This window comes from Bacillus cereus group sp. MYBK216-1, from assembly GCF_051916495.1.
GTDB lineage: Bacteria > Bacillota > Bacilli > Bacillales > Bacillaceae_G > Bacillus_A > Bacillus_A thuringiensis_K.
In genome coordinates, this window is record NZ_JBQAGT010000001.1 from 673,486 (window position 1) to 697,885 (window position 24,400).

Below are 24,400 nucleotides of genomic sequence, written 5' to 3' on the forward strand. Positions count from 1 at the left end.
AATATGAACAAGCTCTCACATAATATGTGGGAGCTTTTCTGTATATAGAAGAGGAGCAGACATAATGAAACGTAAATATGGTGACGGTTCTTCGTGGAAGAGGGGATGCTCGGAATACTGGATATAAAAAAGGTGAGGAAGCCTAGTTGTAAAGAATATGATGGTGAAGAACTTTGTATTGCAGCGGATCAGTATATGTGGATTCAATATTTCATAGACGGGAAAAACTTTGCGATTACCGCTATGTTAGATGATCAGAAAAAATTAGTGCAATATTATATCGATGTGGCGAAAGAATATAAAATAGACGATCGTGGTTTACCTTATTTTGATGATTTATATTTAGATGTAGTATTATTATCTAGCGGTAAGGTGTATGTATTAGATGAAGAGGAGCTAGAGGATGCTTATAAAAGTGGCGATGTCACGAAGGAAGAGTATGAGTTAGCTTGGTACACTACGAAATGGATATTAGCTGCAATAAAAAATAGTGAATTTTATTGGATTTCAATATTAGAAGAAGAAATCGAAAAGTTAAAATGATTGTTGTATTCACATTTTTGTATAATTACCAAAAAAATCTATACAAAAAACAATTGACTTTTGTTTTGTAAGCGAGTAAAGTTAGGAAAGAAATTATTATTAAAAAATAAATATGAAACCTTCTTATAAAGAGAGGCGGAGGGACTGGCCCTACGATGCCTCGGCAGCGGACTCGATTTCAGAGTGCTGTGCCAAATCCAGCAAGCGTGTGCTTGAAAGATGAGAAGAGCGTTTCTTATAGATGTATAAGACCTCTTCTCATTGGAAGAGGTCTTTTGTTATTCATTAGAAAAAGGTTGAAACTAGGGAGAGATGGTACTTTGAAAGAAACGAGAGGAAATGGTTTAGCTTTATTACCACTTGGGATATTTTTGGCGCTATTTATTGGTTCTGGAATTATTACAGGTGATTTCTATAAATTGCCGATACTTGTAGCGATTTCAATTGCTGTAGGAGTCGCTTTAGTGATGAATCGTAAAGAAAGTTTTAATGTGAAAGTCGAGCGGTTCGCTAAAGGTGCAGGAAATCCGGATATTATGATTATGGTATTAATTTTTGTGCTTGCAGGTGCATTTTCTGAAACTGCTAAAGGAATGGGCGGAGTAGACTCAACTGTTAATTTAGCGTTAACTATTTTACCGCCAGGATTTATCATAGCTGGAATCTTTGTTATTGCTGCGTTTATTTCATTAGCGATGGGAACTTCAATGGGAACAATTGCAGCATTAGCACCGATTGCTGTAGGTATTAGTGGTCAAACTGATATCTCAATTGCGCTTGCGATGGCTACTGTTGTTGGCGGAGCGATGTTTGGTGATAATTTATCATTTATTTCAGATACAACAATCGCAGCTGTTCGTTCACAAGGAACAGAAATGAAAGATAAGTTTAAAACGAACTTTTTAATTGTATTACCAGCAGCTATTATCACAATTGTACTATTAGTAATAGTTACTTCAGGAAGTGATACGCAGGTTAAAGCGCATAGCTTTGATTGGATAAAGATTTTACCGTATGCAGGAGTACTTATTACAGCGCTACTTGGCTGGAATGTACTTATTGTATTAACTGGTGGAACTGTACTATCTGGTGTTATCGGTCTTATAGATGGAAGTTACACGTTAGAAAGTTTCTTTAAAAGTGTAACGACTGGAATGGGCGGTATGATGGAGTTAGTATTACTTGCTATATTAATTGGCGGTATGGTTGAATTAATCCAATATAATGGTGGTATTCAATATTTAATGAATGTATTAACACGTAATATTCGTTCGAAAAAAGGAGCGGAATTTGGTATTGCTGGTTTAGTGAGTATGACAAATATGTGTACAGCGAATAATACGATTTCAATTATCTTTACAGGCCCGCTTGCAAAAAATATTGCAGATCAATATGAAATAGACCCTCGTAAATCAGCGAGTGTATTAGATCTTTTCTCATGTTGTGTGCAAGGATTAATTCCGTACGGTGCCCAAATGTTAACGGCAGCAGGATTTGCAGCGTTATCTCCGGTTGAATTGTTACCATATGCATTTTATCCAATCTTAGTTGGAGTATGTGGGATTGTTTCTATTTTAATTGGGTTTCCAAGGTTTTCGAAAGTAGCTGAGAAAAAAAAGTATCATAAAACAGCTTAATTTAATATGAATGTTAGTAATTAAAAAAACGTGCAGAGAATAGACTCTGCACGTTTTTTTGCGTAAAGGGCTGAATATGACTCGGTCTTAAGTCTGAGTTAAAAACGGTTCTTAAGCTCGTTATGGAAAGATGAAAAAATAGTTAAGATAAGAGTATCAAATCGAAGGGAGGCAAGCACAAGATGAAACAATTTCTAGCGTTTATCGCAGCCGGTATTTTGGCTTTAATTGCTCTTGGTAGTCTTGCTGGTATTGTAGGGTTCGCAATCGGAGCAGGAGTTGTATATTGGAGCTATAAATCATTTGTGCGAGCTAAATCATTTTTTGGAAAGTTAGCTTGGGGTATTGTTGGTTTAATCGGTTTATCCATTGCACTTTCTCATTCGCCAGCATTAATCGGTATCGCTGCTTTAGTGGTTTTATATTACGGATACCGTGAGTGGAAAAAAGAAAAAGATGTAGTTGTTGAATCTGCTCCAGAAAGTTCTAAACCATATAGCAACTTTGAAGATGAGTGGAACAAATTAATGAAAAATTAAAACAATAAATCAAATTATAAATAAAGTAGAAGAGAGGAAGATTTATAATGAAACAATCTTTATTCGGACGTGTACGCGATGCAATTTTAGCTGATTTTCATAACGTGTTAGATGAGAAGGAAAGAAAAAATCCAATTGCGATGTTAAACCAATATTTACGTGATAGTGAGCGCGAAATAACAAAAATTGAGAAGTTAATTGAGCGTCATAAAACATTAAAATCTAACTTTGCTCGTGAGCTTGAGCAAGCGCGTTATTTCGTTAATAAAAGATCAAAGCAAGCTATCATTGCTCAAGAAGCAGGCGAATTACAATTGCATGAACGTGCTTTAGAAGAGGTAGCTTATTATGAAGGGCAAGTAACTCGATTAGAAGAAATGTATGCAGGTGTTGTAGAGCAAATTGATGAGTTAGAGCGTCGTCTTTCTGAAATGAAAAATAAGTTAAAAGAAATGCACGCAAAGCGTATGGAACTAATGGCACGTGAAAATATGGCACATGCAAATCGTCGTATGAATACTGCGATGCATAAAATGGATGAAAATAATCCGTTCTTACGATTTGAAGAAATTGAAGATCACATTCGTGACTTAGAAACTCGTATGAATGAAGAGCATGAGCGTGACACATTTGATATGAAAATTGCAAAACTTGAGCGTGAAATGAAAGAAAAGAATGATATATCGTTAACGAAAGAGTTAACAAAATAATAGTAGTATATTATAAAACAGGCTTATGATATAGTGATAGGAGAAAAGGTGTTGGAAAGCAATGCCTTTTCTTCTATGTATATGTGACAAGAAGGGGGGAGCTGAAATGAAGAAACATTTTTCAAAGACACAATTAATGGGAATGCTCCTCATCATATTTGGATTCGGTCTTTTTCTTGATATGATACTTGGACATTTTGAACCAGGTGGTCTCATTTTTGCATTTATTATGCTTATGTTTGGAAGGCATTATCGTAAAAAGAATCGTTATGTACGGGGAAATGTATTTTTATTTGTTGGTGGTATCGTATTTTTATTTTTCTTATTTTCATCAGCAGCATTTGTTCTTGTCGTATTTGCTTGTTTAGCTTTAATTGGTTATCAATTGATTCAACAAGGACATCAGCAAAAAGCAATGAAGGTTGAAATTAAAGAAAAAGGGATTATAGACGAAGAGAAGCAAATATATCGTACAGAACCATATTTGAAAAATATGTTTGTAGGCAATGTAAGAATGATGGATCATATTTATGAACTTGAGGATATTAATGTTCAATATGGTGCTTGTGATGTGGAAATAGATTTAACAACTGCTATGATTCCAGAAGGGGAAACGGTAATTGTTATTCGGGGTGTCGTTGGTAATATTCGTTTATATGTGCCGTATGATATTGAATTGTCTCTAAATCATTCTGTTATTGTCGGACGTGTGCTCTTGCCAGGTCATGAGGAGACAGGGTTTAACCGCAATGTTACATTTAGAACAGAGCAGTATAAAGAGGCTCCTCGTCGTATAAAAATTATTTCTTCGCTTGTCGTAGGCGATACGGAAGTGAGGAAAGTATAATGAAGAAACAAAAAAATATTTCGTGGATGTATATTCGTTATTCTATGTTGTCCTCAGTTAGTATCGCACTCATTTGTACAATTGTATATGTATGGAAAAGCGAGCAACAAGTATATGATTTATTATGGAAGGAATCCATCGCTTCTGTTCCAATTGGCTTGTTTATTATGACTACAAGTTTACTTATCGGAGGAATTGTAGGATATGCAATCGGTTACTATATAGAGCAGCGTATACAAGGATTAAATACGTTTCTATTTGAAGTAGAGCGAGGGAATTTTCCGAGTGATGTTTCGTTTACTGCAGATGATGAATTTCATGAAGTGGAACGAAAAGTAATCGTTCTGGCTCGCCGATTAGAGGAGCAAGCTGGACTCTTTCAAAAAGTAACGAATGAACGAGCTCATTGGAATGAAGAGATGAGACAAGAAGCAATTTCTCAAGAAAGGCATCGATTGGCGAGGGAGCTGCATGATTCTGTCAGTCAGCAGCTTTTTGCAATGTCGATGATGATGTCGGCTATTAATGAACAAGTAGCTGAATTTCCAGAAACGACGAAAAAGCAGTTGCAACTCGTTGAAAATATGGTCGTAAATGCACAATCAGAAATGAGAGCATTGCTTCTTCATTTACGCCCAGTACAGTTAGAAGGTAAAAAACTAACAGAGGGTATAGAAGAATTATTAACAGAACTGTCTAGAAAGCAACATATGAAAATTGAATGGTTAATTGAACCGATTCAATTAAAAAAAGGTGTAGAAGATCACTTATTCCGTATTGTGCAAGAGGCGCTGTCTAATACTTTACGGCATGCGAAGGCAAAGAAAACGGAAGTGCGCCTTCGAAAAATTGATCAATATGCGATTTTAAAAATCATTGATGACGGCGTTGGGTTTAAAGTAGGGGTTAATAAGGCTGGTTCATATGGTCTAAGATCGATGCAAGAGCGTGTTCATGAAATTGGTGGTACATTAAAAGTGCTTAGTTTTCCAAATAAAGGTACACAGATAGAAGTGAAAGTACCCATTATGATTGAGAGAGGGGGAGAATCATGATAAAAGTATTACTAGTGGATGATCATGAAATGGTTCGAATGGGTGTATCTGCATATTTATCAACGCAGCCAGATATTGAAGTAGTTGGAGAAGCTGAAAATGGAAGAAAAGGTTCAGAGTTAGCTTTGCAATTAAGACCGGATATTATTTTGATGGACCTTGTCATGGACGAGATGGATGGTGTCGAAGCAACACGTGCTATTATTCAAGAATGGCCAGAAGCAAAAATTGTAGTTGTAACAAGTTTTTTAGATGACGAAAAATTGTATCCTGTTATTGAGGCTGGGGCGACCAGTTACTTGTTAAAAACATCAAGAGCAAGTGATATTGCAGATGCTGTACGAGCTACTTATGATGGAGAAACAGTATTAGAGCCGAAAGTTACCGGGAAAATGATGTCCCGTATGCGTCAAAAGAAAGAGCAACCTTTGCATGAGGAGTTAACAGAAAGAGAGTCAGAAATTTTGTTATTAATTGCAGAGGGGAAAAGTAATCAAGAGATTGCAGATGAGTTGTTTATTGCGCTCAAAACAGTAAAGACACATGTGAGTAATATATTGAATAAGCTAAATGTAAGTGATCGGACACAGGCGGTTATTTATGCGTTTAGACATCAATTGACGAAATGATACAGTGAAACTTTAATCAGTGGGGAGCTATCCTCACTGATTATTAATTTGCACCGAATCTTATTATTGACGTCAATATATGTAAGCGTTATCATTAGGTTGTTAACAGTACATACAAAGGGGAGAATGTATATGTTAGTTCAAACTATATTTGGCATGGATAAGTCTAAAAAATTAGGGGATTATGTGAACGTATTACAAGCGCTTTGTGAACAATATAATGTTGAAACAGATAAAATTGCAATTATTGAGGCGACAGAAGAGTACTATTTATTTTTAATAAAGCAAGAAGATTGCTACGATGTTGTCAAAGTAGAAACAGTGGATACAAATATCGATTATTATACGAGAGCGTATAAAATAAGTAGTTTTAATCATACTGCTTCTCAAATGTAAAAAACTCCCTTTTGGGAGTTTTTTTAGGATGCTTTTACTTCATGAGATTCGGTTAGCAAGGGGACTTTTTTCGCACCACTTAGCTTAGCGATTGTAAGGCCGATAAGAGATCCAGCTAATGCAGGTACTAGCCAGCCTATTCCTTCATTATATAAAGGGATAAATTCAAAATATGATGTGATAAATGAAACGGAAATACCACCTTGTTTTAATCCATCAAATACGCTTACGATTGCTGCTCCAATCAAAGCGCCTACATAAACGGAGCGATATCCACCGAAGTATTTATGAAGTAATGATAGTAGTACGAGTACAATCGCAATTGGATACACAACAAGTAGAATTGGAACAGAGATGGCAATGATTTTTGTTAAACCTAAGTTGGCAACTAGTAACCCTAAAGCACAAATGATACTTGCGAACATTTTGTATGAAAATGTAGTTAATAACGTTGAAAAATATTGGCTGCATGCAGATACGAGTCCAACACATGTCGTTAGGCAAGCGAGTGTAACGATAAGAGATAATAGAAGCAAACCGTACGGACCGAATAATTGTTGTACGATAACAGTAAGTAACTGTCCACCATTTTTTGCATATCCGAGAGAGACGCTAGTTGCCCCGAGCCAGCCGAGTGCACCATATACAAGTACGAGCCCTGTAGCGGCAATAAGCCCTGCTTTTGCTGTGGCGATGGCAATGGACTTACGATTATTCACACCTTTAGAGCGAATTGCATTTACAACGATAATTCCGAATGCAAGTGCTGAAATGGTGTCCATTGTTAAGTAGCCTTCCATAAATCCTTTGAAGATTGGAGAAGTTTGATACTCTTGCATTGCTGGTCCTGATTGCCCAAGTGGTGTGAATACACTTTTAACAAACAATAAGAAAATTGAGAGTAATAAAATAGGTGTTAATATATTTCCAATACGATCAACAAGTTTAGATGGATTCAAACTCAGCCAAAATACGATAGTAAAGAAGATGATTGTATATACAAATAGCACTAGGCTGCTAGAGCGGATTGTTTCTGGTAAGAAAGAACTAACACCCATTTCATAAGCGACATTTGCAACACGTGGGATGCCCATGGATGGACCGATGGCAATATATACAACTACCGTAAAGAAAATTCCGAATAATGGATGAACATGACTTGCAAGTTGCTGCATTCCATTTCCTGATAGAGAAATTGCGATAACAGTAAGTAGTGGTAAGCCAACTCCTGTTAGTAAAAATCCAATCATTGCTGGCCAAAAGTTTTCACCTGCGTTTTGTCCAAGCATGGGAGGGAAAATTAAATTACCTGCCCCAAAAAATAAAGAAAATAGCATAAGACCCGTGAAAAAAATATGTTTTTTTGATACAGTGTTCATTGTTTTTCCTCCTTTTTCATTCATTCATTTGTAAGAACACAAAAAAACTCGTCCCTAAAGAAAGGGACGAGTTATATTTACCCGCGATACCACCCTAATTTACACATGTAGAAATAAATCTATATGTATACGGCTTTGCGACGTACAACATGATACGTGTTCCTTGTAACGGGGGACGGCCGGTAAGAACTTACTGTAACATTCGGTTCTACTTCTCGGAGATGATTTTCGGTTACGCACTGAACGTTGGCTTTCAGCAAATCGCCAACTCTCTGGGGAACAGTTCTATAACGTACTCGTTCTCGTCAATGAATTTTTATTCAAGTATTCTGACAGTATTGTTGCATGTTTTTTTTAGAAAGTCAATATGTTTTTTGGAAGATATATTTATATACGAAAATATCGAAAGTGATATTCGTTGTTGTAAAGGGAATGATGAATTGTAAAATTTATAGAGAAAATTGATATTTATAGGAGTGAAGAAGGGATTGTTTGAATTTATAGAGAATAATACAACAATCCACTTGCTGGAAAGAACAAACCAAAAGAGGTGACTGAAATGCTTGCGATGGGAGTATTATTTGGCATTATTGCTATAATTGGTTTTATGTGGTTATATTATTCGCGTTCGTTTAAACAAGCAGAAGTTTTACTCTTTCAAAAAGGTAGTTTGTTGACAAATCAGTCTAGATATTTAGTATGTCCGAAGTGTGGAAGTGCACAGGCTAGAAGTGGAGGATATCAAGAGTGTTGCAAAATTAGATTATGAAAGAAAGGAAGCCTCACATTATTTTGTGAGGCTTCCTTCCTTACAACTTCATCGCGCTCCAAATTGTCCATCGATCTCTTTCAATAATAGGAGAGACGTTTTGTAATGCGGTCTGTATATGATGTAGAAGTTGAGAAAGTTCATCATCTGTTAACTCATATAGAATGGATCGACCTGTTCGAGGAGATAAATCTTGCAATAATGCTTCTACAGAATCATGTATTTTGCGTATTTCCCATTGTGTTTGTGTGGGAAGTACATGAAGAGAATGTTTTTGTAATTCTGTCTGTATAGTGTTGGTTTTTGGACGTCTTTTTGACTCTATTTCAATAAGTTTTGGAAATAGAGAGAAAAAATATCCGCGAATGTGTTCGGGACTTCCTGGAATTGTACAATCTTCAATTGTTCGATCTTGTAAAATAAGTACACCGTTTTTATTTAATATACGAGAAGCTTCACGTAAAAATGTAGGAATGTCTTGTAAATGATGAATAACTGCGCGAGAAATAACTATGTCGAATGTTTCATTAAGGTATGGGAGATTATGTGCATCACTGTGGACGAATGAAATGTTTGGAAAGTTGTTACAATTTTCTTTTGCAGCTTGTAATATTTCTTTTGAAAAATCAAGTCCCACAACATTTTTTGCTCCCATAAGAGCGAGTTCTTTCGTATAAATTCCGCCACCACAGCCGATATCAATTATTTGCTTGTTTTGTATTTCTGTAATGTTTTTTACCATTTCAGCCCAAGAAATATGAGCGTTTCTTGTTGCATATGTGTACTTATTATTTTCATCATGAAAATTAATGGACATGATAAAGACCTCCTTTCAATGATTAGTATAGCGTATTTAATAGGATGTCACGTTTTTGTTTTATGTATGAAGATTATAAGGATTTCTTATCGTAAAAGGAGGATTAATTTGAAAGGGAAATATGTATTGGTGTTGTTGTTTGTTATGTTACTAGCAGCTTGTGGTCAAGTTGAGCCAAAAAAAGAAACAAAAAAAATAGAAGAGACGGTGAATGAAGTGAAAGAAACAATAGGGGTAACCGTTATACAAAGAAAACATAAAGAGAAAAAGTTGCAAGAATCAGAAGCGAAGTTAGTAATAGACATTTTGGATAAAGCTGAAAAACAAGAAATAACAGGAAGCTTCGGTGAACCTGAATATGAAATACACATTAGTAGAGATGGGAAAAAAGAAACTTATTATGCATGGTTAAGGGGAGAAGATAGACGAGGATGGGTGCAATATAAGAAAGCTATGTATATGTTGAATGAAAAAGATACGGAAAAGCTTTTGGATATATTTCCAAATGTCTCAGAACAAAAAGAAGATGAGATGCAGGTAAGCCCTTTAACGGAAGTAACAAAAAAAGATTTGCAGATTACCGCGTTTCATATTAAAACAGGCGATCAAAACGTGAATTATATGGTACGGTATACGATTTCACAATCACTATACAATAAGTTAGTGAAGGAGAAAGAATATTATTTGCAACTCAATTTTCCAGAAAAAGTTCAAAAATTAATTGGCGCAAAAGAGAGTGAAATGATTTTAGGTGAAAAAGTAAAGGAAGGGTATAAGCAATATGAATTGCATGCTACTGTGCAGGTAAAAAGCGCTTCAGAATCACAATTAAAATCATTAGAAACATATTACGAAAATTATGATTTGAAAATATTAAACAGTGAAAAAGAAAAAATAGGTTTGTTTCAAAATATAATTCAGATTGTTAAAGATTATGGTGAAAAAATGAATTTTCAAAGATAAAGTGAGACTTTAATTAGCTCTTACTGATTGGAATGAATGTAAACTCGTCAAATCTATATGGCCTTTCCTAGGAAATGATAATAGAGAGGGGAAAACACCCCTCTCTATTACTTTGCTTTTGTAGATGGCTCATTCATTGATTTTCGTGTAATAAGAAAAGAAATCATAAGAGCGGAAAGGATGACAAGGGCAATAAATACGTGATTGGGCAACAAATCTAATAATAATACGTAACTAACGGTATAAAAAATAAGAGTTGAAGCTAAAAACGATAGAGCACCTATTATAAGAGATTGTAAATTCATTTGTGTACACCTCCTTTTATTTATATTTTTGGCTTAAAATGGATTATATAAACATTATTTCTAATAATAGAAAAAAATATGTCATAATAGAGAAAAGAACAAGCTTTGATGAATGAATATGATTCATTAATGAGAGATAAAGGAGAGGAATATGAAAAATAATAAAAAAGGATTATGGGGAATTATTGTTGCGATAGGTCTATTTTTACTGTCTAAGTTAAAGTGGGTATTTGTATTTTTTAAATTAGCAAAGTTTTCAACGGTATTTAGTATGTTTCTATCGCTTGGCGCATACGCAGTTCTATATGGTTGGAAATTTGGAGTAGCGCTCATTTATTTGTTGTTTGTTCATGAAATGGGCCATTTATGGGCTGCCAAAAGAAAGGGGATTCCAACATCGCCAGCAATCTTTATTCCATTTATGGGGGCCCTTATTGGAATGAAAGAGATGCCGAAAAATGCGAAAGATGAAGCTTACATTGCCTATATGGGTCCGCTTTTCGGACTTCTGTCATTTTTACCAGCGATACCGCTTTATATAATGACGAAAGAGCCATTTTGGGCGCTTGTTATTTTGCTTGGAAGTATGATTAATTTCTTTAATTTAATTCCCGTTTCGCCGCTAGATGGTGGGAGAATTATTTCAGTTGTCAGTACTAAAATTTGGGGAGCAGGCCTTATTTTATTACTTGGCTATTCAATTTACTTTAAAAGTATTTTGGGAGGATTTATTGTTATTATCGGTTGTATGGAGTTATATAGAGTAATAAAGAGAGATGAGCCGATTAAGGAATTAGGGCATAAAATTGATGGGATGAAAGAATATGTTACTAGGCTTGAAGAGGAATTAAAAGAAACGGGTGCTGTACATCGGACTATATATGTGATGCATCATGAGATGCATGCATTAAGACAAAGAGAACGGGAAAAAGAGTTACAAATAGGTGAACTTCAAAAAATGGAAGTGTTAGAGTATCTTTTACCGAAGTTCGAACCGTTAGATTATGTTCCATATGAAGATGAAAAAGATGAGTATACAATTCACATAAGGGAAGCATTTGAAGCGTCAGAAAGAAAATTAAATGAATGGAAAACAGAAAAGGAACAACAAGAAAACTATTATAAAGTGGATGCGAAAACGAAATGGACAGTATTTGCTTGTTATATCGGATTAATGGCTATACTCGGTTACACAGCTTATGAAGGATATATTGTTTTACAAGATTATTTGCCAACGAGAAATGTATAGAAAAACATTGTCGAAATGATAGGAAGAATTAATACAGGAATTATATTTCTACGAGAGAATGTTACATGTATAGTCATACGTTGTAATATTTTTAGTAGAGAAGGAGTTCTGTATATGAAGAAATTGTTAAATGTATTTGGAATTATTATCGTGATGATCATGGCTAGTTATAGTCTTATGAAAGTGCTGTTACATTATGCGAATAAGCCTGCTGAGGTAAATACAATAGCTCAAATAGAAGATGTGCAAGAAGAGACAAAAGTGCTAGATTTTATTCGAATGACACATGAAAGCTATAATAATTTCTTAAATTACGGTAAAGCAGAGAATTATACAGACGGGGATTGGAATCAATTTAAGCAATGGTTTCAACAACAAGAACAATCTTTAAAAAATATACATACGGAAATAAAGAATGAAAAAATAAAACGCGATGTAAATAGAAGCTATGAAATTGTAAAAAAAGGTGTGGAATTTCAAAATATTGAGTATGTAGTGTATGCCCACCGTGTATATCATGACTTGGATATTATCGTAAATAAATATAGAGGTGAAACGAATATCTGGGGGTATACGGAGTTTGGCGATGGGAAAGATATAAAAGTAATTGAACAAGCTATACAAACAAAATAATAAGCTAGCTAGAATTCTAGTTAGCTTATTTTGTTTTGTAAATGCAATGTTCATATATTATTCACAAAAACACCGTGTTAATAGTGATTAAAATCACAATCTGCATTATAAGATTCAGTTAAACTAAAAACAGTTAAGGAAATAGAGGAGTGGGATACAATGTTAAGTGCAAAAACAATTGAAATCGTAAAGTCAACAGTACCATTATTACAAGAAAAAGGTGTTGAAATTACAACGAGATTCTATCAAATTTTATTTTCGGAACATCCGGAGTTGTTGAATATTTTCAACCATACGAATCAGAAAAAGGGAAGACAACAACAAGCGTTAGCGAATGCTGTTTATGCAGCTGCAACGTACATTGATAATTTAGAAGCAATTATTCCAGTTGTAAAACAAATTGGTCATAAGCATAGAAGTTTAGGGATTAAAGCTGAGCATTATCCGATTGTAGGTACATGTTTACTACGTGCCATTAAAGAGGTCGCAGGTGCACCTGATGAAGTTTTAAATGCATGGGGAGAAGCATATGGTGTCATTGCTGATGCATTCATTAGCATTGAAGCAGAGATGTATGAAGAAGCTGCACATAAAGAAGGTGGATGGAAAGACTTCCGCAAATTTGTGATTGTTAAAAAAGTGAAGGAAAGCGATGTTATTACGTCATTTTATTTGAAACCTGAAGATGGAGGGAAAGTTTCTTCATTCATCCCAGGTCAATATGTAACGGTTCAAATCAATATTGAAGGTGAGACATATACACATAATCGTCAATACAGTTTATCCGACGCTCCTGGGAAAGAATATTATCGTATTAGTGTAAAAAAAGAAAAAAGTGTAGATACACCAGACGGTAAAGTGTCTAATTACTTACATGAACATGTAAAAGAAGGAGATGTTTTACCAGTAAGTGCACCAGCAGGAGATTTCGTGTTAAATATGGATTCAACATTACCAGTTGTACTAATTAGTGGTGGAGTAGGGGTTACACCGATGATGAGTATGTTAAATACGTTAATTGAACAAGATTCAAAACGTAATGTATATTTTGTTCATGCAGCAATAAATAGTAATACACATGCAATGAAAGAACACGTTAAGGCAGTAGAAAATGAATATGAACAAGTTAAAGCATATACTTGTTATTCTGCACCGACTGAAAAAGATTTAGAAATGAAGAACTTTGATAAAGAAGGTTACATTGAAAGTGAGTGGTTAAAAACTATTATTCCGACAACTGAAGCAGAATTTTATTTCTGTGGTCCAGTAGCATTTATGAAGCATATAAATGCTGCACTAACTGATTTAGGTGTGAAACAAGAGCATATTCATTATGAATTTTTCGGCCCAGCAACAAGCTTACAATAAGCAAAAAAACGAGGTATTTATTTTACCTCGTTTTTTATTTGTTCTCGTAATAAACGGTTTACTGTTTCACGGCGTATACCTATCAGTTGGCCAATTTCGGTTTGTGTTAATATTTCATATATAGGAATGTCACCTAAATATAGGGTGAACCATTCTTGTAAACGATGAAGACGTTCTTTCGGAGAGACGGTTGTCAATTGATCAATTCGTTGTTGCATCATTCTTAATTTAGATTGCAATTGCATAGCGATGTTAGCATACGATTCGGGATTTGCTTGAAGTCTCTCGTACCATTCATTACTAGTGATCGGTTCCACTTCTGTTTTTATTAAAGCGATAGCTGTACCGTGATATTCTTTCGGCGAAATTAAAGAATGATGAGGTATCGTTTCACCTGGAACGATAATGTTGAATAAAAATGGTGTTCCGTCTTCTTCTAGCCGAACTACTTTTAATAAGCCTGTTTTTATAAAGTATAAAGGACCGTCCTCGCCTTGACGGAATAGTACATCTCCTTTGTGTAGAATCAATGTTAGCCCCCCATTAATATGTTTCTATTTCTTCTATTTTAGCGTATATGTATATAGACAATATGCTATTTCAACAGCAATTTCATTGACGAAATGTATGCTATTACAGTAGTATACTATTTAGTGTGTAATAGTACTAGCAATGAATACGCTGTAGGGGGTTTAGTATATTGTTAGATGCGATGAGAATGACGGATATGAGAATTCCGGCGAATGCTATCATTCATGTAGAAGAGATGAAAGGTGGAGTCGTTTTATCCGTTGAAGTAGACGGCCAAATTATTTATACGATGGCTTATGATGAAGAAACAGATAGTTATGCTGAATTATATGATCGAAACGATAAGAGGGCGTGCCAAGTACATGAAGACTTCATGGGATGGTCACTTCTTCATTAAAAAAGATGTCAATATGACATCTTTTTTTATTAAATCGATAGAATATACAAAGAAATGAAATATAAGGATAAAATTTGTAATAATTGATTTTGCATTGTTAGCGCTCTGTAACTGCAAGTGAACTATTTTTTCGCTATCATAAAGATAACAGTCGCAGTTATAGGAGTGGTCAACTTGAAGAAAGTACATATTTCAAATTATATGTTATTATGTGTTTGTTTAATTTTATTTGTTCTCCTCGGAGGATTTTTATATTCATGTGTATAAGAAAAACGCATTCTAAAAAGAATACGTTATAAAAGGGAAATAATGATTAATCTAGTTCCAAGAATAATTAACGTAATACGTAATAAATTAATTACGGCATTTCCACTTAGTTTTGTATTAATGTAAGCCCCGATTTTTCCGCCGATCCATGCACCCGGAATCAGGATTAATGCATAAATCCAGCTGACATTTCCAAGTGAGATGTGAGTTGCAGAACTTACAATTGCTGATAGAAATACGATGAACATTGAAGTTGCTACTGCAATATGTGCTGGGAATGCAAAAAGAAGCATCATTGCTGGAACAAGTAAGGCACCGCCACCAATTCCAAATAATCCAGATATAAACCCAACTATAAAGGCGATAAAGATAGCAAGAAACGGTGGGAATTGGTAGTGTACAGTATTTCCATCATTATCTGTAAAAGAACGCTTAATTACAGACGTATTTGAGAGGGAAAGAGGTTTTAATTTGTCTCGAAGCATAAGTAGAATTGAGACGAATATAAGGAAAATCCCAAAGTATAAAGAAAATGTGTCTTGGTTTAAAAATTTATTTGCCCATGATCCAATAATACCACCAGGGCCGCTTCCGATAAATAAAATAAGTCCACTTTTATAATCTACTCGCTTATGCTTCATGTAAGTAAGGGTGGAAGATAGTCCTGTGAAAACGACTGTTACCATAGAAGTCCCTACTGCAAGTTGTGGTGATAAACTGTGTAATCCAATTAATAACGGAACAATAATAATTCCGCCTCCAAGCCCAACTAGGCTGCCGACTGTTCCGGCGATTAGTCCGATGAAAAGTAACATGATGTATTCCAAAATTGCCAACTCCTCTAAATAACTTATCCACCAATTATTATACACGCTTTTTAATGAGAAATAGGCTTGTTCACAAAAAAGTCGTCTTCCTAGAAAAATAAGGAAGACGACTTTTGATTAGAAAACAAAATGTAATAGGTAGTAAAACAGAGCAGCTAAAGAAGCTGAAATAGGAAGTGTAATAACCCATGTAATTAACATACGTTTTGCAGTTCCCCATTTTACCCCTTTCACACGGTGAGAAGCACCAACCCCTAAAATAGAAGAAGAGATAACGTGCGTCGTACTAACCGGTAAGTGAATGAATGTTGCACCGAAAATAACAAGTGATGATGATAAATCGGCAGCTACACCATTTACAGGACGGATTTTCATAATTTGTCCACCGACAGTTTTAATAATTTTCCATCCACCGACAGAAGTACCAAGCCCCATTGCGATAGCACAAGATAATTGTACCCAGAACGGGATATCGCTAGAAGTATGATAGTTATTAGCCATAAGAGCCATCGTAATAATTCCCATTGCTTTTTGTGCATCATTCGTACCGTGTGTGTAGGCTTGTAATGCCGCAGTGAAAATCTGGAATATACGGAAGTTCTTATTCGTTTTCGTTAAGTTAAAGTTTTTAAATACTACTTTAAAAATACTGTATACGATATAACCAATAACGAAAGCGATAATCGGTGAAATGATTAAAGCTTCAATAATTTTAATAAATCCTTTAAGATTTAGCGAGCTAATCCCAGCGGCCGCAATTGCTGCACCTGCGATTGAGCCGATAATTGCATGCGAAGAACTACTTGGAATACCGTAGTACCAAGTAATTAAGTTCCAAGCTATTGCCGCAAGCAAAGCAGCTAAAATTACAAGAGAACCATTTTGTAAGGCGAATGGATCAACGATATCTTTTGTAATCGTTTTTGCTACACCTGTAAATGTCATTGCGCCTAAAAAGTTCATAATAGCCGCCATAATAATGGCATGTCTAGGCTTTAGAGCTTTCGTTGAAACAGCCGTTGCAATAGCGTTTGCTGTATCGTGAAATCCATTGATAAAGTCAAAAGCTAAAGCGCAAATGACTACTAAAACGGTCAGTATCAAGAGTGTATCCATGATCAAACTCCTTACGCGTTCTTCATAATAATTGTTTCTAATACGTTTGCAACGCTTTGACAGCTATCAGCTACTTCTTCAAGCTCTTCGTAAATCTCTTTAAATTGAATAATCTTAATCGGATCTTTTTCACGAGAGAATAAGTTCTTAATCGCATGACGGCGAATATCATCACACTGTGATTCATAATCCTTAATCTTAATCGCATTTGTACGAATGTCGACTAATTTTTTGTTAGACATTAATTCAACAGAGTTTGCAATCTCAATCGCACATTGATTAATTGCTTCTACGAATTTAATCATGTATTCATCAGCTTCTGTAATAGAATACATTTCGAACAGACCAGCACTGTGATCTAATCCGTCTAATACATCATCCATACTCATTGCAAGTTGTAGGATGTCCTCACGCTCAATTGGAGTGATAAACGCTTTGTTTAACTCCATAATGATTTCGTGAATAAATGAGTCACCTTTTGACTCATACTCTTTCATGCGCATAGAAAACTCTTTTAAATCGCTAGCATTTTTAATTTTATACTCCACGAAAAACTGCGCGCCTTCTTTTAAATTTTCGGAAACATTCATTAACATTTCAGAAAATTTATCTTTTTTTGATTTAAAGACCATTATTGTTACCCCCACAAAAGTAATATATGTAAAATATATTGGCTAATCAATTCTAACAAAAAACTGTCGTTTTTTAAAACATTTTATCGAAAAGTTTACAAAAACTTAACATAACTCTCGTTGTTCTATTAATAATATTAATATCCAATAGTGAATATCTTACTTGTAGAATGTCCTTTTCTTGCAAAAAGTATGAATGCAAAAGAAAAGCTTTACACTATAGGAATGACTACGTTATTATAATAAATTTAAAAGGCGGTATATTCTTCCTTTTAAAAAGAAGAGTGTAAATAAATGAAGGAAGTGAACGAATGAAATTGAAGAACACTCATTTTAAAAAAATGCTTGAGTGGTTCAATAAGAGGAAGAAACTTCGTAATTCATTAATTGTATTGGGAAGTGTATTCGTTACTCTATTTATTGCTGTAAATATAATAATTTCCATTCAAGACATATCTGAATTAAAACAAGCTGTTCCACAACCGACTTTAATTTATGATGCAAATAATGAGGTTGCAACAAAATTAGCTTCTTCAAAAACAGAAGGCGTTAAAAGAAAAGATATTCCTGATATTATGGTTCAGGCAATTGTTGCAGTAGAAGATAAGGAATTTTTTAACCATCATGGTATTTATTATAGTGGAATTATAAGTGCGGTTTTTAAAAATATTACAGCAGGAGAAGTTGTAGCTGGGGGAAGTACAATTACACAGCAGCTTGCGAAGAATGTATTTCTGACACAAGACCGCACATTTTCGCGTAAAATAAAGGAATATTTTTTAACAAAAAAAATAGAGCGTACGTATACGAAAGATGAAATTATTGAAATGTATATGAACCAAATTTATTTTGGTGAAGGTGCTTGGGGTATAAAAAGGGCGGCTAAATCTTATTTTGATAAAGATGTAAAAAATTTAACAATTTCAGAAGCTGCAACGATTGCGGGCTTAATTAAAGCGCCGTCTGCGTATTCACCTTATAAAAACTTTAACAAGTCAATTGAAAGACGTAATGTTGTATTAAGTTTAATGAAAGAGCAAGGGTATATTTCTGACGAACAGTATAGTAAAGAAAAAGAGAGCGGACTTGTGTTAAAACGAGGCGTTGATGATAAATACAAGGGAAAATACTCTCAATATGTAGACTATATTGTTAGAGAAGCGATGGAAAAGTACGAATTAACACAAAATGAAATTTTAGCGGGTGGTTATCGTATCTATACAGAGCTTGACCCGAAAAAACAACAGGCTGTAGAAGACGTTGTGAATAATGATAGTTATTTCAAAGATAGTGGCTCAGACCAACTTATGCAAACGGGTGTAGTTCTTATGAATCCAAAAACAGGTGGTGTACCAGCTCTAGTTGGAGGCAGAGGGCCGTATCAGTTTTTACAGTTTAACCATGCAACGCAATTAAAAAGACAACCTGGCTCAACGCTAAAGCCTTTGGCTGTATATGTACCAGCGTTAGAACAAGGATATGAAGTATACGATATATTAAAAGATGAACCATTTAACATTAAAGAATATAAACCACAAAATAGCGATCATACTTTTCACGGTGATGTGACAATGTATGAAGCTGTGGCAAAATCGTACAATGTTTCGGCTGTGTGGCTATTAGAACAAATTGGATTAGATAAAGGATTGAAATCTTTAGAGCGATTTGGTATTCCATTAGTACCAGAAGATCGTACGTATCCGATTGCTTTAGGCGGTATGCATGTGGGGACATCTCCATTTGTAATGGCTCAAGCATACAGTACATTTGCAAATGACGGTGTCCAAGTGGAAGCTCATGCAATTAGAGAGATACAAAATGCTGAAGGTGAAACGATTGGAAAGTGGTATAAGAAAGAGACACGAGTGACGAGCGAGAAAATTTCTCAAAAGATGACATATTTATTAAAAGGTGTTGTGGAAAAGGGAACGGGCGAAAAGGCGAAAGTTACTAATGTTGATACAGCAGGTAAGACAGGAACTACTCAAATTGTAAATGGCCCGAGCACCGGTGCAAAGGATTCATGGTTTGTTGGATACACACCAGATTTGGTAGGTGCGATTTGGGTAGGATATGATAAAACAGATAGCGATCATTATGTTCCAGGTGGTAGTCAAATTACGACGACAATGTTCCGGGATATTATGAAAAAAGCGAACGCAAATCCAGCTCAAAAAGCGTTCCAGTTATCGCTCATATCTGAGGCTGATTATAAAAAACAATTGACTACAATAGAAGAGGAAAAACGAAGAAAAGAAGAAGAGAAGAGAAGAAAAGAAGAAGAACAACAACGAAAACAAGAGCAACAAGAGTGGCTTGATAAAGTGAAAGAATGGATTCCTTCATTTTGGTAAAAGAAAGAGGCGAATAAAGAAATTCGCCTCTTTTTTTGTATGAAAACAAAATGAAATTTTAATCGGTAGAGATTTTTGTCTATCTTAATTAGCTATTAATCCATATCCGTTGAGATACATAATATTACTCGTTAAGTATAATATTCGTACTGCCAAAAGATTCGGAATCGTATGTGACGATTATTTTGCCTTTACTAATAGGTTCGTAAGGTAATTCCTCTTCGTAATTACCGTTATTTTCATTGTGGATAGAAAGTGTAATTTCATCGATTTTTTTATTTGTATACTGATCTTTAATCGTTTCAGCAATCTGAAGTAACGCCTCGGAACTAGAAGCTTTTGTAATAAGCATTCCTTTTATAACTTTTTTTTCATTCTTTGTGGCATTGGAATAAGGGATGTTGCTTTGTTTCGTATATAGAAGTTTGTATGGAGTAGTTTTTCTCTCTGCTTTTGATATAGTGGAATATTTTAGAGTTAAAAAACATCCTAAACATAAAATAATGCATACCATAAGTGCAAACCAAATGCGTATTAGTGACATAACTCTCATTTTCATCCCTCTTTCATATCTTTGACTTCACTATTTATCATACAAAATGAGGATTAAGATAGAGTAAATTTGAGGTAAAGAAACGTAAAGAAGGAGCACTTATCCTCCCAAATAAGTGCTCCTTTCTATATAAAGAGAGATTTAATGCACGGTTAAACGATACATATTATTATAAATATAATTTTCAAGCGAAAATTAGTAAATTCGGAATACAGATAGTGTTGCAGTTGTATCGCCCGTGTTAGGAATAGAAATAGTGTTTGCTGTAGGTTGTACAGAAATTGTTGTACCAGCTTGTAAAGTAACGATTGTAGAGAACGATACAGCACTACCGATAACGTTAGTTGAGAAATTACGAGTAGGTGGTTGGCCGTTGAATGAAATACCGAATCCAAACGGTGAAGAGCCTGGGAAAGTTGTAGACGCTGAGAAACTAATATCATATACGCCTGTTTCTAAAATTGTTAAAGTATCTGCAGTGTCATTGAAATTAATGTTATTTATTTCGAAAACTTGATTAAATTGGATATTTGTTCCAGGGGATATTGTTTGAGCATTGGAGTTTCCGATTGCCGCGATCGTTACAGGAATTGGGGTACCCGCTGGTCCAGTAGCACCCGTAGCACCTGCTGGTCCTTGAATACCTTGAGGCCCTTGAGGTCCAGTAGCACCTTGAGCGCCCGCTGGTCCCTGAGCGCCTTGAGGTCCTTGAGGTCCAGTAGCACCAGTAGCACCCGCTGGTCCTGGAGGCCCGGTAGCACCAGTAGCACCCGCTGGTCCTTGAGGCCCGGTAGCACCAGTAGCACCTGTTGCTCCTCCGCCTCCAAGGCAACCTGATCCGTATTGAACTAGGATAGTTTGGATTTCTGTTATGAGTCTAACTAGTTTGTCGATCGTACAACAATCTACTTTGAATAACTTAGCGATATACAATAAATAATTAAGCAAGCTTTGTAGCTCAACGTATAATGCTCCACATGAGAAAGGTGTTGTTCTTAAAATAGTTAATAAATTAGCAATAATAGAATTTCCAATTTGTTTTTGTGCTGGGGATAAATCTAAGCAATTGAGGAATTTTTGTAAGTTATTTAGGGCAGCGATTAAGTTATCTATATTATTTTGAGAAGGGTTTTGAAAGACAGCTTGAATAGCTTGGCCAAGAGCTTGAAGAAGTCTAACGAATTCTGTAAGTTCGGACTTAGAGATGTTAATATGACTACAAGCTCTTACTTCGCAACAATCATTACTATATATTAAAATGAAATTTATACTAAATTCGTAATGGACAAACTACCATTTATAAAAAAATAAGGAATTGGCCCACTTAGCAAAAAGTAAGTAAGGTATAGAAGGATTTATATAACGTAAAGAAGAAAAGTTCAACATAAAAAACTGCATGTCAATTGTTGAAGGATTAACAATTGACATGCAGTTCGTGGATTGGATTTTATTTGTATTGATTTAATCTTTCAAGGGCTGTTTTAGGTAAGATTGGAATTGAAATAGTAAAAGTTGTACCATTTTCATTACTAGTCATTTTTAATGTACCGTTATGATTTTGAATGATTTTTTTCGTTACTGACAAGCCGAGCCCTGTACCGGAATCTTTTGTTGAGAAGAATGGATCAAAGATATATTCTTGAATGGCTCGTGGAATACCAGTTCCATTATCAGTGAAAGTAATACGGACAAAATTATCAAGGCGGTAACTAGCGATTTGTATAGAAAGTTTTTTTTCGCTTTGAGCATCGACAGCGTTCTGGAATAAGTTTAAAAAAACTTGTACAAGTTCATGACGATCAATATGAACTAATATATCATCTAATTCGGTAGAAAAATTATAATCAATTGAAATGTTATGTAAAAAGACTTCACTAGCTAATAACTGTTGAATATACTCACGTAAAAATGTATTAATGGGAAAGGGTTCTCTTTTAAATTCACGTGTTTTTGAAATAGATAAAAATTTTGTAATGATACTATTTGCGCGATCTAATTCAGGAATAAGTAAGTTTTTAAATAGTTCTTTATTAGATGGAGAAACATTTTCTTGTAAAAATTGTAAATATCCTCGTACGGTTGTAAGAGGATTACGTACTTCATGTGCAATACCAGCCGCGATTCGCCCTGCTAACGAAAATTTTTCTGCATCACGTTCTGTATTTAAATAATGAAAGACACTAATAACTCTAAAAATCTCTCCGTTATAATCACGAATAATTCGGTTATTTAAAATGCCATAGTTTTTGTCTAAAACTTCTTCATTGTATATTTCTGTGCCTGTTCTTAATGTTTCTAGAGCTTTAATTTTTTCTTCAGGCAATTTTAGTAATTGTTGAATTGGTTTTCCAATTATATCATTTCGTACTACACCAAAATCATCTGCAGCAGCTTGATTACATAAAGTTATATTTCCTTTATTATCAACAAAGGTTACATGATGTGAAAAAGCATCAAAAATATGAACAAAGTATGTTTCAAGTTGTTTAAATAAAAATAATGAGTCGCAAGTAAGTTGAAAATCGGCCTCTTTATTTTCTTTTTGTATGTTTTGAATGGAATGAGTCGATCTCGTTTTCTTTATTTGTAAACCAATATGTGAATTTTTATATGTGAAATGGTGTGGTAATTGATTTACAAGTTCTTCATAAAAACGTACTTTATTTTCTAGTTCTTCTATTCGTTTTTCATGAGATATAATATCATCGTTTGGAAGCATAAATAACCCCTCAATTTAAAAATTCTTCCATCTAGTATATCATATTTTTATACGGATACTCTTAAAGAAGAGACTACTTAATAAAATTGATTGGTCGAAGTGTTCAGTAATTGAGTAGAATGGATAGAAGGTGAAGTTAAAAAGGGAGGAATATATTTGCTTTTCATTGGAGTAACAGGGTGGGGAGATCATGATTCTTTATATATAGACGCCTATGAAAATAGAAATAAATTACGAACATATAGTGAGTATTTTCCTATTGTAGAAGTGGACAGTTCATTTTATGCGATGCAACCTGCACGAAACTATATAAAATGGGCAATGGAAACACCGAAAGATTTTTCTTTTATAGTAAAAGCATATCAAGGAATGACAGGACATATGAAAGGTGAAATTCCTTTTTCTACGTTCGATGAGATGTTTGATGTATATAAACAATCTATTCTTCCTTTAATTGAAGCTAGTAAATTAAAAACAATTTTATTTCAATATCCGCCATGGTTTGATTGCAAAAAGAAAAATGTAGATTTTCTTCGATATACGAAAGAAAAAATGGAAGGTTTACCATGTGCAATAGAATTTCGAAATCAAACATGGTTTTATCCAGAAATGAGAGATAAGACGTTACAGTTTCTAGAACAGGAGAAATGGATTCATACAATTTGTGATGAACCACAGGCTGGGATAGGTTCTGTGCCACTCGTGTTAGAGGTTACGAATTCAGACATGGCATTAATACGTTTTCACGGTCGAAATGTTCATGGTTGGCTTGATAAAGGGGAAAATTGGAGAGCGGTTCGCTGTTTATATCGCTACAACAATAAAGAACTGGAAGAATGGGTTGAACGATTAGAGCAATTAAAAAAGAAAACAAAGGATATATACGTACTGTTTAACAACAATTCAGGTGGGGATGCAGCAGATAATGCGAAACAGCTTATGAAAATGATGAACATTACATATGGTGAGCCGAAGCCGGAGCAATTAAATTTTTTTGAATGATAATAAACAAGAAAGGCACTGTACAAACAGGGGGAATGTACAGTGCCTTTCTATATGAAAAAGAGGGGTAACAATGTTACTGAGCGTTTGGTTGATTCATCAATTGTTGGCTTCATAATAAATGATAATGGTTATCATTATCATTGTCAATGGTTTTTCTAAA

The 24,400-nt window shown here is 34.7% G+C and carries 25 protein-coding genes, 1 pseudogene, 1 riboswitch and 1 other annotated feature; of the genes and pseudogenes, 16 read left to right on the plus strand and 10 right to left on the minus strand.

Annotation, left to right across the window (positions count from 1 at the left end):
* The first annotated feature begins 64 nt into the window (after window positions 1-64).
* The 8 genes and pseudogenes from ACTFRH_RS03610 (at window position 65) to ACTFRH_RS03645 (ending at window position 6,356) form a co-directional block, all read left to right on the plus strand.
* A pseudogene (locus ACTFRH_RS03610) lies at window positions 65-543 on the plus strand (DUF402 domain-containing protein).
* A 120-nt stretch (window positions 544-663) separates the two neighbouring features.
* Window positions 664-769, plus strand: a riboswitch (SAM riboswitch).
* Between the two features lie 94 nt (window positions 770-863).
* Complete coding sequence (locus ACTFRH_RS03615; RefSeq protein ID WP_000665488.1) at window positions 864-2,180, plus strand: Na+/H+ antiporter NhaC family protein; 1,317 nt, start codon at window positions 864-866, stop codon at window positions 2,178-2,180.
* 182 nt (window positions 2,181-2,362) lie between these two features.
* Window positions 2,363-2,719, plus strand: a complete 357-nt coding sequence (locus tag ACTFRH_RS03620) for a lmo0954 family membrane protein (RefSeq protein WP_000808640.1) — start codon at window positions 2,363-2,365, stop codon at window positions 2,717-2,719.
* 47 nt (window positions 2,720-2,766) lie between these two features.
* Window positions 2,767-3,429: a PspA/IM30 family protein gene (locus ACTFRH_RS03625; protein ID WP_000814126.1), complete on the plus strand. Its 663-nt coding sequence runs from the start codon at window positions 2,767-2,769 to the stop codon at window positions 3,427-3,429.
* Window positions 3,430-3,535: 106 nt separating this feature from the next.
* Window positions 3,536-4,276, plus strand: coding sequence for a cell wall-active antibiotics response protein LiaF (gene liaF, locus ACTFRH_RS03630; RefSeq protein ID WP_000716094.1), 741 nt, complete (start codon window positions 3,536-3,538; stop codon window positions 4,274-4,276).
* Window positions 4,276-5,331: a sensor histidine kinase gene (locus ACTFRH_RS03635; RefSeq protein WP_000744331.1), complete on the plus strand. Its 1,056-nt coding sequence runs from the start codon at window positions 4,276-4,278 to the stop codon at window positions 5,329-5,331. Before liaF ends, ACTFRH_RS03635 begins: the two co-directional genes overlap by 1 nt.
* Window positions 5,328-5,960: a response regulator gene (locus tag ACTFRH_RS03640; protein ID WP_000598709.1), complete on the plus strand. Its 633-nt coding sequence runs from the start codon at window positions 5,328-5,330 to the stop codon at window positions 5,958-5,960. The genes ACTFRH_RS03635 and ACTFRH_RS03640 overlap by 4 nt, the downstream gene beginning before the upstream one ends.
* 57 nt (window positions 5,961-6,017) lie before the next feature.
* Entirely contained in the window at window positions 6,018-6,356 is a 339-nt protein-coding gene (locus tag ACTFRH_RS03645; protein ID WP_116777483.1) for a DUF3922 domain-containing protein, read from the plus strand.
* Between the two features lie 23 nt (window positions 6,357-6,379).
* Here ACTFRH_RS03645 and brnQ3 read toward each other — a convergent pair whose 3' ends face one another.
* A complete protein-coding gene (gene brnQ3 / locus ACTFRH_RS03650) occupies window positions 6,380-7,735 on the minus strand; it encodes a branched-chain amino acid transport system II carrier protein BrnQ3 (protein WP_001099173.1) in 1,356 nt (451 codons plus the stop codon).
* A 59-nt stretch (window positions 7,736-7,794) separates the two neighbouring features.
* Window positions 7,795-8,053 (minus strand) — a binding site (T-box leader).
* 241 nt (window positions 8,054-8,294) lie between these two features.
* On the opposite strand from brnQ3, the gene ACTFRH_RS03655 reads away from it, so the two are divergent.
* Window positions 8,295-8,504 carry a hypothetical protein gene (locus ACTFRH_RS03655; RefSeq protein ID WP_000880630.1) on the plus strand — a complete coding sequence of 70 codons (210 nt, stop codon included), beginning with the start codon at window positions 8,295-8,297 and terminating at the stop codon, window positions 8,502-8,504.
* A 40-nt stretch (window positions 8,505-8,544) separates the two neighbouring features.
* Here the strand turns inward: ACTFRH_RS03655 and ACTFRH_RS03660 are convergent, their stop codons facing one another.
* Entirely contained in the window at window positions 8,545-9,321 is a 777-nt protein-coding gene (locus ACTFRH_RS03660; protein WP_000026277.1) for a class I SAM-dependent methyltransferase, read from the minus strand.
* Between the two features lie 108 nt (window positions 9,322-9,429).
* Here ACTFRH_RS03660 and ACTFRH_RS03665 point away from each other — a divergent pair, with 108 nt between their 5' ends.
* Complete coding sequence (locus ACTFRH_RS03665) at window positions 9,430-10,284, plus strand: hypothetical protein (protein WP_000677058.1); 855 nt, start codon at window positions 9,430-9,432, stop codon at window positions 10,282-10,284.
* Between the two features lie 107 nt (window positions 10,285-10,391).
* Here ACTFRH_RS03665 and ACTFRH_RS03670 read toward each other — a convergent pair whose 3' ends face one another.
* Window positions 10,392-10,589 carry a hypothetical protein gene (locus ACTFRH_RS03670; RefSeq protein ID WP_001053357.1) on the minus strand — a complete coding sequence of 66 codons (198 nt, stop codon included), beginning with the start codon at window positions 10,587-10,589 and terminating at the stop codon, window positions 10,392-10,394.
* Window positions 10,590-10,740: 151 nt separating this feature from the next.
* On the opposite strand from ACTFRH_RS03670, the gene ACTFRH_RS03675 reads away from it, so the two are divergent.
* The 3 genes from ACTFRH_RS03675 to hmpA all read left to right on the plus strand — a co-directional run bounded on the left by ACTFRH_RS03675 (window position 10,741) and on the right by hmpA (window position 13,839).
* The gene (locus tag ACTFRH_RS03675; RefSeq protein WP_000794500.1) at window positions 10,741-11,838 is read left to right on the plus strand and encodes a site-2 protease family protein; all 1,098 of its coding nucleotides are present in this window, start codon (window positions 10,741-10,743) and stop codon (window positions 11,836-11,838) included.
* A 114-nt stretch (window positions 11,839-11,952) separates the two neighbouring features.
* The gene (locus tag ACTFRH_RS03680) at window positions 11,953-12,471 is read left to right on the plus strand and encodes a hypothetical protein (protein WP_000735212.1); all 519 of its coding nucleotides are present in this window, start codon (window positions 11,953-11,955) and stop codon (window positions 12,469-12,471) included.
* Window positions 12,472-12,630: 159 nt separating this feature from the next.
* Window positions 12,631-13,839: an NO-inducible flavohemoprotein gene (gene hmpA, locus ACTFRH_RS03685; RefSeq protein ID WP_000947332.1), complete on the plus strand. Its 1,209-nt coding sequence runs from the start codon at window positions 12,631-12,633 to the stop codon at window positions 13,837-13,839.
* Window positions 13,840-13,856: 17 nt separating this feature from the next.
* Here hmpA and ACTFRH_RS03690 read toward each other — a convergent pair whose 3' ends face one another.
* A complete protein-coding gene (locus ACTFRH_RS03690) occupies window positions 13,857-14,369 on the minus strand; it encodes a Crp/Fnr family transcriptional regulator (protein WP_000600582.1) in 513 nt (170 codons plus the stop codon).
* A gap of 170 nt (window positions 14,370-14,539) precedes the next feature.
* Here ACTFRH_RS03690 and ACTFRH_RS03695 point away from each other — a divergent pair, with 170 nt between their 5' ends.
* Complete coding sequence (locus ACTFRH_RS03695; protein WP_000883009.1) at window positions 14,540-14,767, plus strand: hypothetical protein; 228 nt, start codon at window positions 14,540-14,542, stop codon at window positions 14,765-14,767.
* A 293-nt stretch (window positions 14,768-15,060) separates the two neighbouring features.
* On the opposite strand, the gene ACTFRH_RS03700 is transcribed toward ACTFRH_RS03695, so the two are convergent.
* The 3 genes from ACTFRH_RS03700 to ACTFRH_RS03710 form a co-directional block, all read right to left on the minus strand.
* Window positions 15,061-15,861 carry a sulfite exporter TauE/SafE family protein gene (locus ACTFRH_RS03700; protein WP_000455762.1) on the minus strand — a complete coding sequence of 267 codons (801 nt, stop codon included), beginning with the start codon at window positions 15,859-15,861 and terminating at the stop codon, window positions 15,061-15,063.
* 117 nt (window positions 15,862-15,978) lie between these two features.
* Entirely contained in the window at window positions 15,979-16,977 is a 999-nt protein-coding gene (locus tag ACTFRH_RS03705; RefSeq protein ID WP_000380272.1) for an inorganic phosphate transporter, read from the minus strand.
* Window positions 16,978-16,988: 11 nt separating this feature from the next.
* On the minus strand, window positions 16,989-17,609 hold the full coding sequence (locus ACTFRH_RS03710; RefSeq protein ID WP_000231449.1) for a DUF47 domain-containing protein: 621 nt from the start codon (window positions 17,607-17,609) through the stop codon (window positions 16,989-16,991).
* 311 nt (window positions 17,610-17,920) lie between these two features.
* On the opposite strand from ACTFRH_RS03710, the gene ACTFRH_RS03715 reads away from it, so the two are divergent.
* A complete protein-coding gene (locus tag ACTFRH_RS03715; RefSeq protein WP_000769237.1) occupies window positions 17,921-19,963 on the plus strand; it encodes a transglycosylase domain-containing protein in 2,043 nt (680 codons plus the stop codon).
* Between the two features lie 124 nt (window positions 19,964-20,087).
* Here ACTFRH_RS03715 and ACTFRH_RS03720 read toward each other — a convergent pair whose 3' ends face one another.
* The 3 genes from ACTFRH_RS03720 to ACTFRH_RS03730 all read right to left on the minus strand — a co-directional run bounded on the left by ACTFRH_RS03720 (window position 20,088) and on the right by ACTFRH_RS03730 (window position 23,235).
* Entirely contained in the window at window positions 20,088-20,516 is a 429-nt protein-coding gene (locus ACTFRH_RS03720) for a hypothetical protein (RefSeq protein WP_001265550.1), read from the minus strand.
* 195 nt (window positions 20,517-20,711) lie between these two features.
* On the minus strand, window positions 20,712-21,785 hold the full coding sequence (locus ACTFRH_RS03725; protein WP_440048773.1) for a Gly-Xaa-Xaa repeat protein: 1,074 nt from the start codon (window positions 21,783-21,785) through the stop codon (window positions 20,712-20,714).
* Between the two features lie 178 nt (window positions 21,786-21,963).
* The gene (locus ACTFRH_RS03730; protein WP_000937259.1) at window positions 21,964-23,235 is read right to left on the minus strand and encodes an ATP-binding protein; all 1,272 of its coding nucleotides are present in this window, start codon (window positions 23,233-23,235) and stop codon (window positions 21,964-21,966) included.
* Window positions 23,236-23,391: 156 nt separating this feature from the next.
* Here ACTFRH_RS03730 and ACTFRH_RS03735 point away from each other — a divergent pair, with 156 nt between their 5' ends.
* On the plus strand, window positions 23,392-24,237 hold the full coding sequence (locus ACTFRH_RS03735; protein ID WP_000897332.1) for a DUF72 domain-containing protein: 846 nt from the start codon (window positions 23,392-23,394) through the stop codon (window positions 24,235-24,237).
* Window positions 24,238-24,400: the final 163 nt, after the last annotated feature.